12 protein-coding genes and 1 riboswitch are annotated in these 13,409 nt (G+C 65.7%); of the genes, 7 read left to right on the forward strand and 5 right to left on the reverse strand.

From position 1 onward, the window contains the following. Position 1 precedes the first annotated feature (1 nt). The gene (locus H8A92_RS05115) at positions 2-874 is read left to right on the forward strand and encodes an alpha/beta fold hydrolase (protein WP_229194759.1); all 873 of its coding nucleotides are present in this window, start codon (positions 2-4) and stop codon (positions 872-874) included. Positions 875-1,061: 187 nt separating this feature from the next. Here H8A92_RS05115 and metW read toward each other — a convergent pair whose 3' ends face one another. Both metW and metX read right to left on the reverse strand, forming a co-directional pair. Next, positions 1,062-1,727, reverse strand: a complete 666-nt coding sequence (gene metW, locus H8A92_RS05120) for a methionine biosynthesis protein MetW (protein ID WP_212016673.1) — start codon at positions 1,725-1,727, stop codon at positions 1,062-1,064. Next, a complete protein-coding gene (metX, locus tag H8A92_RS05125) occupies positions 1,724-2,929 on the reverse strand; it encodes a homoserine O-acetyltransferase MetX (protein WP_229194760.1) in 1,206 nt (401 codons plus the stop codon). The genes metW and metX overlap by 4 nt, the downstream gene beginning before the upstream one ends. An 85-nt stretch (positions 2,930-3,014) precedes the next feature. Further along, positions 3,015-3,094, reverse strand: a riboswitch (SAM riboswitch). 186 nt (positions 3,095-3,280) lie between these two features. Here metX and H8A92_RS05130 point away from each other — a divergent pair. The 3 genes from H8A92_RS05130 to H8A92_RS05140 are packed head-to-tail and all read left to right on the forward strand — an operon-like array spanning position 3,281 to position 6,202. Continuing rightward, the gene (locus H8A92_RS05130; protein ID WP_229194761.1) at positions 3,281-4,144 is read left to right on the forward strand and encodes a chorismate mutase; all 864 of its coding nucleotides are present in this window, start codon (positions 3,281-3,283) and stop codon (positions 4,142-4,144) included. A 23-nt stretch (positions 4,145-4,167) separates the two neighbouring features. Continuing rightward, the gene (gene hisC / locus H8A92_RS05135; RefSeq protein WP_229194762.1) at positions 4,168-5,265 is read left to right on the forward strand and encodes a histidinol-phosphate transaminase; all 1,098 of its coding nucleotides are present in this window, start codon (positions 4,168-4,170) and stop codon (positions 5,263-5,265) included. Positions 5,266-5,269: 4 nt separating this feature from the next. After that, complete coding sequence (locus tag H8A92_RS05140; protein WP_229194763.1) at positions 5,270-6,202, forward strand: prephenate/arogenate dehydrogenase family protein; 933 nt, start codon at positions 5,270-5,272, stop codon at positions 6,200-6,202. A gap of 359 nt (positions 6,203-6,561) precedes the next feature. Here the strand turns inward: H8A92_RS05140 and H8A92_RS05145 are convergent, their stop codons facing one another. Together H8A92_RS05145 and H8A92_RS05150 are read right to left on the reverse strand one after the other, a co-directional pair. Next, positions 6,562-7,038, reverse strand: coding sequence for a hypothetical protein (locus H8A92_RS05145; protein WP_229194764.1), 477 nt, complete (start codon positions 7,036-7,038; stop codon positions 6,562-6,564). 73 nt (positions 7,039-7,111) lie between these two features. Then, positions 7,112-8,686 carry a hypothetical protein gene (locus tag H8A92_RS05150; RefSeq protein WP_229194765.1) on the reverse strand — a complete coding sequence of 525 codons (1,575 nt, stop codon included), beginning with the start codon at positions 8,684-8,686 and terminating at the stop codon, positions 7,112-7,114. 367 nt (positions 8,687-9,053) lie between these two features. Between H8A92_RS05150 and H8A92_RS05155 the strand changes: the two genes are divergently transcribed. Further along, positions 9,054-9,479, forward strand: a complete 426-nt coding sequence (locus tag H8A92_RS05155) for a GFA family protein (protein WP_229194766.1) — start codon at positions 9,054-9,056, stop codon at positions 9,477-9,479. Positions 9,480-9,488: 9 nt separating this feature from the next. Here the strand turns inward: H8A92_RS05155 and H8A92_RS05160 are convergent, their stop codons facing one another. After that, positions 9,489-10,676, reverse strand: a complete 1,188-nt coding sequence (locus H8A92_RS05160) for a DUF2125 domain-containing protein (RefSeq protein ID WP_229194767.1) — start codon at positions 10,674-10,676, stop codon at positions 9,489-9,491. Positions 10,677-10,841: 165 nt separating this feature from the next. Between H8A92_RS05160 and H8A92_RS05165 the strand changes: the two genes are divergently transcribed. Continuing rightward, a complete protein-coding gene (locus tag H8A92_RS05165; RefSeq protein ID WP_229194768.1) occupies positions 10,842-11,447 on the forward strand; it encodes a gamma-glutamylcyclotransferase in 606 nt (201 codons plus the stop codon). A 109-nt stretch (positions 11,448-11,556) separates the two neighbouring features. After that, positions 11,557-13,353, forward strand: coding sequence for a caspase family protein (locus H8A92_RS05170; RefSeq protein ID WP_229194769.1), 1,797 nt, complete (start codon positions 11,557-11,559; stop codon positions 13,351-13,353). Positions 13,354-13,409 lie beyond the last annotated feature (56 nt).

Below are 13,409 nucleotides of genomic sequence, written 5' to 3' on the forward strand. Positions count from 1 at the left end.
AATGCCCCACGCCGTCACGAAAGATAATGTCCGCCTCCATTTCGAGGAGGCCGGCAGCGGCACCCCGATCATCTTCCTGCACGAGTTCGCGGCTGATCACACTAACTGGGAACCGCAGATGCGCTACTTCTCGCGCGGCCACCGCTGCATCGCCTACTCCGCGCGCGGCTACACGCCGTCGGACGTGCCTGCGAGTGCCGACGTCTACACCTACAAGCATTTCTATACCGACGCGCTCGCCGTGCTCGACCACCTCGGCATCGCAAGAGCGCATTTCATCGGCCTCTCGATGGGCTCCTATTCGTCATTGCAGGTCGCCCTCAACGCGCCGGAGCGCGCGCTCTCGATGACGCTCGCCGCCGTCGGCTCCGGCTCTTCGCTCGAGAATCTCGATGCCTTCCGCGCGCAGTGCCGCGCCAATGCCGAGCAATACGAGACCATCGGCTCGGTCGAGGTCGCCAAGGCGACGCGCGAGGCGCCGAGCCGGATTCCGTTCCTGGTGAAGGACCCACGCGGCCACGCCGATTTTTACGCCGCGCTCGCCCGCCACGATGCCAGGGGCTCGGCCAACACGATGCGCAGCTTCCAGGGCGGCAGGCCATCGATCTACTCCATGACCGACGCCATCAAGCGCGCAGCGACGCCGGCGCTGATCCTGTGCGGCGACGAGGACGACAATTGCATCGCGCCCAGCATGTTCCTGAAACAGCATCTGCCGGCGGCCGGCCTCTCCTTCTTCCCGAAGTCGGGCCACGTGCTCAACCTCGAGGAGCCGGCGCGGTTCAACGAGATGGTGGAGCGCTTCATCGCGCTGGTCGAGGCCGGCCGCTGGCCGGTGCGTGATCCGAGGTCGATGGTGGCGGCGCCGGTGTAGGCCGTCATTCCCCGGTGCGCAATTGCGCACCTGAGGGCGATGCGCAGCATCGAACCCGGACTCCATTCATCCACGGAGCCCGCGGCTCAATGGATTCCGGGTTCTCGCGGAGCCTGTCATCGGGCCTCGCTTTGCGCGGACCCGTTGGCGAGCCCCGGAATGACGACCGTGGCTGGGTTACGCAGCCCTACTTGCCCTGCCCGCCACGGCTGAGCAGGAACACGCCCTGCTCGCCGAACATGTTCCACACCCACCAGGGCAAATTGAGCGGCACCGGGCGGCCGTAGAGATCGAGCGCCACCGCGCGCTCCATCTTGACGTTGATCTGCTCGCAGAGCTCAACAAAATCCTTGATGGTACAGAAATGGATGTTGGCGGTGTCGTACCAGCTCGCCGGCAGATTCTCGGTCCGCGGCATGTGGCCGCCGATCAGGAGCTGCAGCCGCATCTTCCAGAACCCGAAATTCGGGAACGAGACGATGGCGCGCTGGCCGATCCGCAGCAGGTTCTCCAGCACCACCTTGGGCTGCCGCGTCGCCTGCAAGGTCTGCGACAGGATCACGTAGTCGAACGCATCATCGGGATAATTGACGAGGTCGGTGTCGGCGTCGCCCTGCACCACCGCGAGCCCCTTGGCGACGCAGCCGTTGACGCCCTCGCGCGACAGCTCAATGCCGCGGCCGTCGATGCCGCGGCTCTCCAAGAGCTGCAGCAATTCGCCATCGCCGCAGCCGACGTCGAGGACGCGCGAGCCCGGCCGCACCATCTCGGCGACCAGAAGATGATCCCTGCGATAGCCGCCGGTCCGCTCCGGCGCGACGCCCGGCAAGGGCAATGTCTGCTGCATGCTCATGACTGGCCGCCGTCCTTCAGTCCGCGTGCCTTGCCTGCGGCCAGCAGGAAGGCACGGGAGATTTCGAGGAATTCGGGCACGTCGAGCAGGAAGGCGTCGTGACCTCGATCGGTCTCGATCTCCGCGAACGACACCCGCGCACTCGACGCATTCAGCGCGTGCACCAGCGCGCGCGATTCCGAAGTCGGAAACAGCCAGTCGCTGGTGAACGACACCACGCAGAACCGTGTCTTGATGCCGGTGAACGCCTTCGCCAGCACACCGTTGTGGTCGGCGGCGATGTCGAAATAGTCCATCGCGCGGGTCAGGTAGAGATAGGAGTTGGCGTCGAAGCGCTCGACAAAGGACGAGCCTTGATAGCGCAGGTAGCTCTCGACCTGGAAATCCGCATCGAACGAGAACGTCGGCAACTCGCGGTCCTGCATGCGCCGCCCGAACTTGCGATGCAGCGCGGCGTCCGAGAGATAGGTGATGTGCGCGGCCATGCGGGCGACCGCCAAGCCGCGATGCGGATGGGTGTCCTCGTCGACATAACGGCCGCCGCGCCAGTCCGGATCGGCCATGACAGCCTGGCGGCCGAGCTCGTGGAATGCGATGTTCTGCGCCGAGTGACGCGTCGAGCAGGCGATCGCGAGCGTCGCGAACACGCGCTCGGGATAGGCCGCGGTCCATTGCAGCACCTGCATGCCGCCCATCGAGCCGCCGACCACGCAGAACAGCGTCGCGATACCGAGGCGATCGATCAGCATCGCCTGCGCGCGCACCATGTCGGGGATCGTGATGATCGGGAAATCCAGCCCCCACATCTTGCCGGTCGCAGGGTTCAGCGACGCAGGGCCCGTCGAGCCCATGCAGCCGCCGATCACGTTGGAGCAGATGATGAAGTATTTGTCGGGATCGATCGGCCGGCCGGCGCCGACCATGGTCTCCCACCAGCCGGGCTTGCCGGTGACGGGATGGATGTTGTTGACGTGCTGATCGCCGGTCAGCGCGTGGCAGACCAGGATCGCGTTGGAGCGGTCGGCATTGAGCTCGCCATAAGTCTGGTAGGCGATCTGGAACGGTGCGAGATCGACGCCGCAATCGAGCTTCAGCGGCTGATCCATGCCGAACTTCGCCACCAATGACGACGGATGATCGGCCTCATGGGCGCGATCATCGCTCTGGGTTTGCGGGCTCGGTATCGGACGCACATTGCTCATTTAGGCGACCCTGCCTCCGCGCGGGAGGGCTCGAACAGAAATCAGGCCAATAAAAAACCCGGCCTGAACATAGGTTCGACCGGGAGCTGATCTGTCCCCGGCCTGTTTAGCGAGTTGTTTAACGTGGCTGCAAGCCGGCCGGCTCAAATGACCACGGAGTGCAGCGAACCTAGTCCTCACGCCCCCCGTCGTCAAGGCGGCCGGCGAACGTCCCCCCGCCGGGCGCCGATGGTTAACCGAATGCGCAAGGCACGGCTGCGACGTTTCTCTTTGCTTTCGCTGCCCGTCTTTCCTAATCAGGGACCCTGTCCGGCACGGCATCGGGTCGCCCGGACGACAAGGTTTTAGAGCATGTCCAAGCCACCCCCGTCGCCGCCCTCGTTGCAGGAGCTGCGCAAGGAGATCGACGCGATCGACGAGCAGGTTCACCACCTGCTGATGGCGCGCGGCGACATCATCGACCGCCTGATCCAGGTCAAGAAGACCCAGGAGGTCGGCTCCGCGTTCCGCCCGGCACGCGAGGCCAGCATGATGCGCGAACTGGTGCAGCGTCATCGCGGCATCCTGCCGCTCGACACCATCGAGGGCATCTGGCGCGTCATCATCTCGACCTTCACCTACGTGCAGGCGCCGTTCGCCGTGCACGCCGATGTGTCCGTCGGCGAGCAGGCGATGCGCGACTCGGCGCGGTTTCACTTCGGCTTCGTGGTGCCCTACGTCTCGCATTTCAGCGCGCAGGCCGCGGTGGAGGCGGTGGCGAAATCGAAGGGCGACCTCGCACTGGTCTCCGCGATCGCGAGCCGCACGCCGTGGTGGAATGCGCTCGAGGCCGATGGCGCGCCGAAGATCATCGCGCGGCTGCCGTTTCTCGAACGCGCCGACCATCCCGCCGCGTTGCCGGTGTTCCTGGTCTCCCGCGTCGCTGACGATGCGATGGTGACCGAGGTCCAGATGTGGAGCGTCCGCGTTTCCGGCTGGAACGCCGATGTAGCTCGCGCGCTGGCGCCGCTCGCCGAGATCGTCGCGGTCCCCGACACCGCCTTCGACGGCGCGGCGCTGCTGGTCTCGGTCGCCGGTCAGGACCCGGAGAGCAAGGGCTTCGAGGCCATCAAGCTCGCTCTGATCAAGGCCGGCGCCTCGGTGCGCTCCTCGGCCCTCGTCGGCAGCCACGCAACGCGCTATACGGTGCCCACCAACGGATCGGCCAGAAGCTAGCCACCCGTAATCCGGAGTTGATGATGTCCCGCCCCGTGCCGAATCCCGGCATCCTCGATATTGCGCCCTACACGCCCGGCAAGAGCCCGGTGCCGGAACCGGGCCGCAAGGTGTTCAAGCTGTCCGCCAACGAGACGCCGTTCGGCCCGTCTCCGAAGGCGATCGCGGCCTACAAGGGGGCGGCTGACCATCTCGAGGACTATCCGGAGGGCACCTCGCGCGTGCTGCGCGAGGCGATCGGCCGCGCCTACGGGCTCGATCCCGACCGCATCATCTGCGGCGCCGGCTCCGACGAGATCCTCAATCTGCTGGCGCACACCTATCTCGCGCCCGGCGACGAGGCGATCTCGACCACCCACGGCTTCCTGGTCTACCCGATCGCCACGATGGCGAACGGCGCGAAGAACGTGATTGCCGCCGAGACCAACTTTACGGCCGATGTCGATGCCATCCTGAAGGTGGTGACGCCACGCACAAAACTGGTCTGGCTCGCCAACCCGAACAATCCGACCGGCACCTATATCCCGTTCGACGAGGTCAAGCGCCTGCGCGCCACCCTGCCCTCGCATGTGCTGCTGGTGCTCGACGCCGCCTATGCCGACTATGTCTCGCGCAACGACTACGAGCTCGGCATCGAGCTGGTCGCGACGACAGACAACACGGTGGTGACGCACACCTTCTCGAAGATCCACGGCCTTGCCGCGCTGCGGGTCGGCTGGATGTTCGGCCCGGCGCATATCGTCGACGCCTGCAACCGGATCCGCGGTCCGTTCAACGTCACGACCCCGGCGATGCTGGCGGCGGTGGCGGCGATCGAGGACACCGCGCATGTGCAGATGTCGCGGACCCACACCGAACAGTGGCGCAACTGGCTGACCGAGGAGATCGGCAAGCTCGGGCTCAAGGTGACGCCGAGCGTCGCCAATTTCGTGCTGATCCACTTCCCGACCGACCAGGGCAAGACCGCGGCGGAAGCCGACGCCTATCTCACGCGGCGCGGCCTCGTGCTGCGCGCGCTCAACAATTACAAGCTGCCGCATGCGCTACGCATGACCATTGGCACCGAGGAAGCCAACCGCCTCGTGGTCGAGGGGCTGCGCGACTTCCTGGCCGGAAAGTGACATCGTGACCACGGCTCCACTCTTCAACCGCATCGCGCTGATCGGGTTCGGCCTGATCGGCGGCTCGATCGCGCGCGGCGCGCGCGCGCAAGGCCTGGTCGGCGAGATCGTGACCACCGCGCGCTCGGAGAAGACCCGTGCGCGCGTCGCCGAGCTCGGCATCGTCGATCGCGTCGTCGAGACCAACATTGAAGCCGTGAAGGATGCCGATCTCGTCATCCTCTGCATCCCGGTCGGCGCCTGCGGTCCGGTCGCGGCCGAGATCGCCGCGCATCTGAAGCCCGGCGCCATCATCTCCGACGTCGGTTCGGTGAAGGGCGCCGTCGTCAAGGACATGGCGCCACATCTGCCAAAGACGGCGCACTTCGTGCCGGCGCATCCGGTGGCCGGCACCGAGCATTCGGGTCCCGATTCCGGCTTCGCCGAACTCTTCATCAACCGCTGGTGCATCCTGACGCCGCCCGAAGGCACGGATCCTGCCGCGACCGACCGGCTGCGCACGTTCTGGGCCGCGCTCGGCGCCAAGGTCGAGATCATGACGCCGGACCATCATGACCTCGTGCTCGCGATCACCAGCCATCTGCCGCATCTGATCGCCTACACCATCGTCGGCACCGCCGACGAACTGGCGCAGGTGACGGAATCCGAGGTCATCAAATTCTCCGCCGGCGGCTTCCGCGACTTCACTCGCATCGCAGCGTCGGATCCGACGATGTGGCGCGACGTGTTCCTCGCCAACAAGGACGCCGTGCTCGAGATGCTCGGCACCTTCACCGAGGATCTGTCGAAGCTCACCCGCGCGATCCGGCGCGGCGACGGCGAAGCGCTGTTCGACCATTTCACCCGCACCCGGGCGATCCGCCGCGGCATCGTCGAGACCGGCCAGGACTCCGCCGCGCCCGACTTCGGCCGCCCGCATGCGAATTTGAAGAAGTAGGCGGGGCTCGGTCGCTATACTCTTCGTCGTCCCGGCGCAGGCCGGGACCCATACGCCGCAGCCGATGTGGTTGACGGGACTCGTCGTCCCAGCGATGCATAACAATCGGCACCAGTGGTTACGGGTCCCGGCCTTCGCCGGGACGACGATGCTGATGGTTCTCGATTCAAGATGCCGCGCAACGCGGTGTCATCACCCGCGAAAGCGGGTGATCCAGTATTCCAGAGGCAGTCGTTATTGAGCCGAGAGGCCGCGGCGTACTGGATCGCCCGGTCGAGCCGGGCGATGACAGTTGAGGATGAGGACGCAGCTTCGCGTTCTCGCGACATAGATTGCTGGCCGCGCACCCGTACCGGCGTTCACCGTTTCATCCGTTGATCCCGGATCGGCCCCGCCGACGCCACTGCGACCTTCCGCGCCAGCCGCTGACGGCCGGCCCATCCGGCGATTGCCAGCATGACATCGCCGCCGAACCACCACGAGCCGAACACGAATTCCCAGGCCCGGGGCGGAATCTCGTCGAACACGATGCCATAGACCGACACCAGCGCGGCGAGTGCGGCGAGAAAGATGCCGCCCGCGCTCAGCAGCTCGACGGTGTCGATGCGTCCCGTCACGCGCACCGTCGGCTTCGGAATATCGATGCCGAGATAGAAGCCGACGGCACCGATCACGATCGTCGTCGCGATGAAGGCAAGTGTGCCGAAGAATGCGATGTGGCCCTTCGCGAGCTGGGCGGCGACGAAGGTGCCGCCCATGGCACCGGCCATCGCCAACCCGGTTCGCTGCAGCACATGCGCGGCGCGGCTGACCATCATCAGTTCGCGAGCGATCACGGCCCTCCCCTTCGGTCTGCTCACGATCCTCATCTGCGGTCTCCTTTACCGGCTCTGCTCCCTCTCTCCGTTTCTACGGGGAGAACGGGTAGTAGCGGATCTGCGACATGATGATGTGGTCGTCGGTCCTCGGCGCGCCGCCGACACCGGCGAAAGCGAAGCGCTGGTTGTAGGAGTACTGGACGCCGGCCTTGATCGCACCGTAGTCGCCCTTGAAGATCGTGTCGTAGAAGCCGGCGGTATACTGCCTGACCTCCGAGGTGTTGCCGTTACAGGTCGCCGCCGGCGAATTCTCGATGTTGCAGCCGAGATTGTTGTAGAGCGGATTGCCGTAGCCGAACGGCACCGTGCCGACATTGGAGAACGTCGCCTTGGTCTTCTCGAGACCGGCATAGGCGTAGAGGTCGAGCGACGGCGTCGTGTGCCAGACCGTGCCGAGCAGGAAGGCCGTGATCGGCAGCGGCTGGATCGTGCCGTCCTGGCGCAGCGTTGCATCCGGGAACGGCGTCGCGGTGAACCGGCCGAGCGCACCGTGGGACGCGGAGCCCTGCAGCTCCAGCAGCTTCGGCACGATCTCCGCCGAGAAATGCCCGCCGAAGCTCACCGTGTTGACGTCGTGGTTGGCGAAGTTGAAGCGATCGTAGAAGTCGCGATACATCGCCCAGCCCTCGACATGAACCTTGTAGGGCCCGAGCCGCGGATCCCACGCGCCCTTCACGGTGAAATCAGGCACGTGGTTGAGGCTGACATTGTTGGCGTTGTTGAAGAAGCTGCCGCCAGGACCGGTGAGGTTGACCAGCACGTTCGGATTGAGCACGCCCTGCGGCCCGACCGCAGGCGTGCCGACCAGCGGCGTGTTGCCGCCGAAGAACGAGGTCTGCGGATTTTCCGCCGAGACCGCGAGCTTGACCTCGGGCCCGATATCCTGCCAGACGCGAATGCCGGGCTGCCGCGCCGCGAGGAAGCCGGGCACCGATTCAAAATCGATCACGCCGGGTGCATCGACCCCACGCGGATCGATGCCGGCCTTGCTCGGCGCGTTCAACGACCAGCTCTGGCCGGCGAGGACGTGCAGACCGAGATCAGTGCGATCGATCTCGACGCTGGCCTGCCGCAGCCGCGGATTGAAGGAGTTGGTCGCGACCGAATTCGCAGTCTGCGCCGCGCCTTCGAGGTCGAGTTCGCCGTAGCCGGCGACACGAGTGTTGGCGAACACCTCGGCTTCCGCAAGCACCGAGAAGCGGGTCTGCCGCGCCGAGAAGCGCGACTCGCCGGTGTTGAAATTCTTGCTCTGCGGGAACGGAATGAAAGCGTAGACCGAGCCGGTGTCGGAGGCGAGATTGCGGGTGCGATAGATGCCGGTGAGGTCGACCCAGCCGCCGAAGGTGAAGGTGACGCCCTTGTAGCAGAGCTTGCCCGAGGCGCAGGGATCGAACGGCACCGGCGCCTTCGCAGCCATCTGCGTATGCTGCATTGCGCTCTGTTTTGCGGCCAGCGCCTCCTCCTTGCGCGCCTGCACCTCCATCTTCTGTTCCAGCTGCTTGAGACGTTCCTTCAACGCACGCAGCTCGGACGCATCGTCCTCCGCCAGTACTGGACCTGCCGACAGCAGCATGCTGCCGAGCAGAATTCCCCCGAGAATTCGCATCGCTTCCTCCACACGAGGTTGGTTCCTCAGGCGAGAGAGAGCGGTACTCGTGGAATGATATTCGCGGCGACCCGCACTATTGCGGTCACGTTTTTCTCATCGCGACCGCGGGAATAGATTGCCACGACGCACAGTATCGCGCGCGAGGGAGTGGAGCATGCGCGCGGTGCGTAGGGCGGATTAGCGTCAGCGTAATCCGCCATCTTGCGCGGCGGGTTACGGCTTCGCCTAACCCGCCCTACAAGGTTGGCGTCGAGCCTTTCGCGTGAGTTTTTCTCGCGCCATGCGCGAGTTTTGCAGGATTGTCCGACCCCGATTTTGGAGATAGGTCCGTATTCAGCGAAGGCCATGAACAGGAGCAGGCAACATGGTGGACGACGCGAGGGTTCGGGCTGGCCAGTGCCATTGCGGTGCGGTGCGTTTCGAGGCGACGCTGAGCGACGGCTTCAATTCGATCCGCCGCTGCACCTGCTCCTATTGCCGGATGCGCGGCGCCGTCGTTGTCATGGCGGAAATGGGCGGGATCAAGTTCCTGCAGGGCGAGGATGTGCTGACGAGCTACCGCTTCCACACCGGTTCAGCGCAGCACTTCTTCTGCTCCCGCTGCGGCATCTACACCCATCATCAACGGCGGTCCGACCAGAACCTCTATGCCGTCAACGTGGCCTGCCTGGACGGCGTCAGCCCGTTCGACTTCCCCGAGGTGCCGGTCATGGACGGCGTCAATCACACCAACGATACCGGCAAGCCGACGCGCCGCGCCGGCACGCTCCGCTTCATCCCGGCTGACTGAGCGCGCAGCTCAGAACAGCGGCGGAATCTGCGCGACTTTCAGCGGGCCCAAAAACACCGCGCCGTCGGCGAAGCGCAGCGGGAAGCTGCGCGCCTTCTTGCCTTCGAGCGTGGCCTCGGTGCCGAGCGAATTGATGCCGGCGGAAATGCCGGCATTGGCGTTCTGCTTGATCACCTTGCCGAGGCCGGGGATCGCCCGATCCAGCGCGCCGAAGAGATTGCTGAGGTCCTGGCTCTTCACGCCCGGCGCGACCCGATCGAGTGTCGACTGCGGCACGCCTTCCTCCAGCATCTTGTCGATGCCGAGCGCAGGGATGACGCGTTCGAGGCCGGCGACCGTCATCTGCAACTCGCCGTCGATGCGGCCTTGCGCGTTGAGGCGCAGCGTGCCGGCCGCGACCGACACCACGTCGCCCTGCTCGATCCGCGACTGCTGGATCTCGACGCTGCCGCCGGCCGCCTGGATCTCGCGGAAACGATCCGGCCACGGCTTCGGCGAGAAATCCTTCAGGCCGTTCAGCCGCGCGTGGATGTCGGCGTTGAACGGCTGGGTGAGGAGCGGATGCACCTCCTGCAAGGTGCCACCTGATATTTGCAGCACGGTCTCGATCGCGGGGCTGTCCGGGGCCGAGCCGTCGACCTGCCTTCCATGCAGCTCGATGTGATTGACGCGCATCAGCGGCGTCGGCGCGGGACCGCCGGTGCGGTCGATCGCGAGATTGTCGAACACCAGCGAGGCGCGCTGCGGCACCGCCGGCAGGCCGACCACGCTGCTGCGACCCAGGCTCCAGTTCACGGACAACGTGGGCTGCGCGTTGCGCTCGGCGATCGTGGCCGGGCCCTTGAACTCCGCGATCACAAGCTTGGGATCATAGACCTGCGCGACCACCAGGATCTCGGCGAGCCGCGCCACGAACGCCATCTGCGGCGAGGCTGTCTGCGACACCAGCATCACGCTCGGATCCGTGCAGCGGACCTCGAATCGGAACGGGTAACCTGCCACCGAACGGTTGCCGCAATCATAGACCCGGCCGGCCTTCGCCTCCTGGGCACGCCAGGCATCGGCCTGCACACCGACCTGGGAAGCTGCGAAGAACCAGAAACCGCTCCACGCGACCGCGGCAATCAGCACCGCGACGGGGACGGCATAGAGGCCGAAGCGCGAGCGGCGGCGGGGGGCGGAGGTCAAATCGGACATGCGGCGTCCTTTGGAGCGCGAATTTGTCAAAATCTAAGCGGCGGCAAGCGTCGGGCAAGTCGTAAGCCCCCCAAGAGCAAGCCTCGCGCAAGTCTTGCGCAACTCTTGGAAACATCACGGAATTTGCTTCGCTTCGACTCGTTGTTCTGCTAGCCCATCTGCGCGATGTCAGCAAATCCTCCCCATTCCGAGACCGACGGCGACCTCTGGGTGTTCGGCTACGGCTCGCTGATGTGGAAGCCGGGCTTCGAGTACCTCGAGCAGGTGCCGGCACGGTTGATCGGCGAGCATCGCGCGCTCTGCGTCTATTCGTTCGACCACCGCGGCACGCCGGAGAAGCCGGGCCTGGTGCTCGGGCTCGACCGCGGCGGCGCCTGCCGCGGCATCGCGTTCCGCGTTGCCGCCCACCTGCGCCACGACACCATCGCCTATTTGCGGGCGCGCGAGCAGACCACCAATGTCTATCGCGAGGTGATGCGCTCGGTGTGGCTGGAGAACGCGGCGCGCGATCGCGTCTCTGCGCTGGCCTATGTGGTCGATCGCGGCCATGTGCAATATGCCGGACGGCTGTCACTCTCGGAGCAGCAGCGCCTGGTGCAGCAGGGCCATGGCCGCTCCGGCAACAACCGCGACTATGTGCTATCGACCGTTGCCTCGATCGAGAAGCAGGGCTTTCGCGACACCCAGCTGCATCAGCTTGCGATGATGCTGCACGATTCAGGCTCGCTGCACCGGGATGCGCGTGCGGCTGGCGGGATCGATCCGGCCTGAGCCCGGCCGCGCCGATTGCCGGCGCCGAGGAACCCGGTTCGCGAATCTTTGCCACGGCGCGAACAACATTGTGGTCTCAATTTCCGGTCGCTGGAATGGAATGACCGGAATGCGCCCTTCATTGTTCAAGCTCGCCGCAATCGGCCTGCTGTTGCTGCTGAACGCTCCATCTTATGCCGGTCTGAGAGAGGATGGCGCGGTTTGCGACGCCAAGAATTCGCAGCCTGACCTGGTGATCCCCGCCTGCACCCGCCTGATCGCGCTCAATCCCAGGGGACGCGACCTTTCGATCACCTATTACAACCGGGCGCTCGCCTGGCATAACAAAGGCGATCTGGAAAAGGCCAAGGCTGACTACGATCAATCGATCGCGATCAATCCGGCGTTCGCGCCCTCCTACGGCCAGCGTGCCAAGGTCTATCTGCAAAACCAGGACTACGACCGCGCGCTGAGCGACTTCGATCGAGCCATCCAGCTCAAGCCTGCCGGTCCGTTCAGCGCCGGCTGGTTCAACAATCGCGCCGAGCTGTTCGTTGCCACCGGAGACTATGATCGCGCGCTGGCCGATTACGGCAAATCCATCGAGCTCGATCCCAATTCCTGGTACGCCTATGTCAATCGCGCGCTGGTCTATGATTTCAGCGGCAAGGATCGGCTCGCGGCGCTGCATTGCCAGGATGCGCTCAAGCTCGCGCCGCGCGCCGGCGGCCCCTATTATTGCCGGGCCGTGATCGAGATCAGCGCCGGCGACATCGACAGTGCCGCGCGGGACGTCGGTCGCGCGATCGCGATCCAGGATGGGCAGCCCGAGTTCTACTCGCTGCGCGGCCTAACGCTGGCCAGCAAGGGCGAGCTCGATCAAGCCGTGCGCGACTACGACCACGCCACGCAACTCAATGCCCAGGGCGCGTTGAACTACGCCCGCCGCGGCCTCGCCGACGAGAAGAAGGGCGATATCGAGGGTGCGCGCGCCGACTTCCGCCATGCGCTCGACGTCGTCGGCCTCGATCAGCTCGACCGCACGCAGGGGCAGCGCGTCGCCAGGGAAGGCCTGCAACGGCTCGATAGAATTGCCGGCACGGACAAGAGCGTCGTCGCGGATCACGGCGCGGCCAAGCCGGCCCCCGCCCTCGCCGCGGCCGTTCCGATCGCGCCGGTCGGCGCGGGCCCAAAGGCGGCAACGACCGAACGGCGCGTCGCGCTTGTGGTGGGCAATTCGAAATACCGCTCCGTGCCGGCGCTGCCGAACCCCGTCCAGGACGCAGCGGCGATCGCCGAGACGCTGCGCGCCACAGGCTTTCAGGATGTGCGGCTGGTCAACGACGCCACGCGGGATAGCCTGGTCGAGGCCCTGAAGTCATTCGCCAACGCCGCCGACGGCGCCGACTGGGCGGTGATCTATTATGCCGGGCACGGCATGGAGATGGCGGGCGAGAACTATCTGGTCCCCGTCGACGCCAAGCTCGCGACCGACCGCGACGTGCCGTACGAGGCCGTCGCACTGACCCAGGTGATGGGCGCCACCGAAGGCGCGCGCAAGCTGCATCTCGTCATTCTCGATGCCTGCCGCGACAACCCGTTCGCCAACCAGATCAAGCGGACCGTTGCCTCACGTTCCATCGGCAGGGGATTGGCGCAGATCGAACCCGACAGCGGCACGCTGGTGGTCTACGCCGCCAAGCACGGCCAGGTCGCGCTCGACGGCGACGGCGGCCACAGCCCGTTCGTGACGGCCCTGATCAAGCGCATGCAGACGCCGCGGATCGAGATCCGCAAGCTGTTCGACCTCGTGCGCGATGACGTCATGGCCGCGACGGATCGCCGGCAACAGCCGTTCAGCTACGGCTCGGTGCCGGGAAGCGAGGATTTCTACTTCGTCGGCGCGAGCGCGAACGCGGCAAAGTAGTCCGCGGCCGTGGCCTTTGTTGCGGCCGGACACATCGCGGCTTCCGTATGGCAGCG

The organism is Bradyrhizobium acaciae (genome assembly GCF_020889785.1).
In the GTDB taxonomy this organism is placed as follows: Bacteria; Pseudomonadota; Alphaproteobacteria; order Rhizobiales; family Xanthobacteraceae; genus Bradyrhizobium; species Bradyrhizobium acaciae.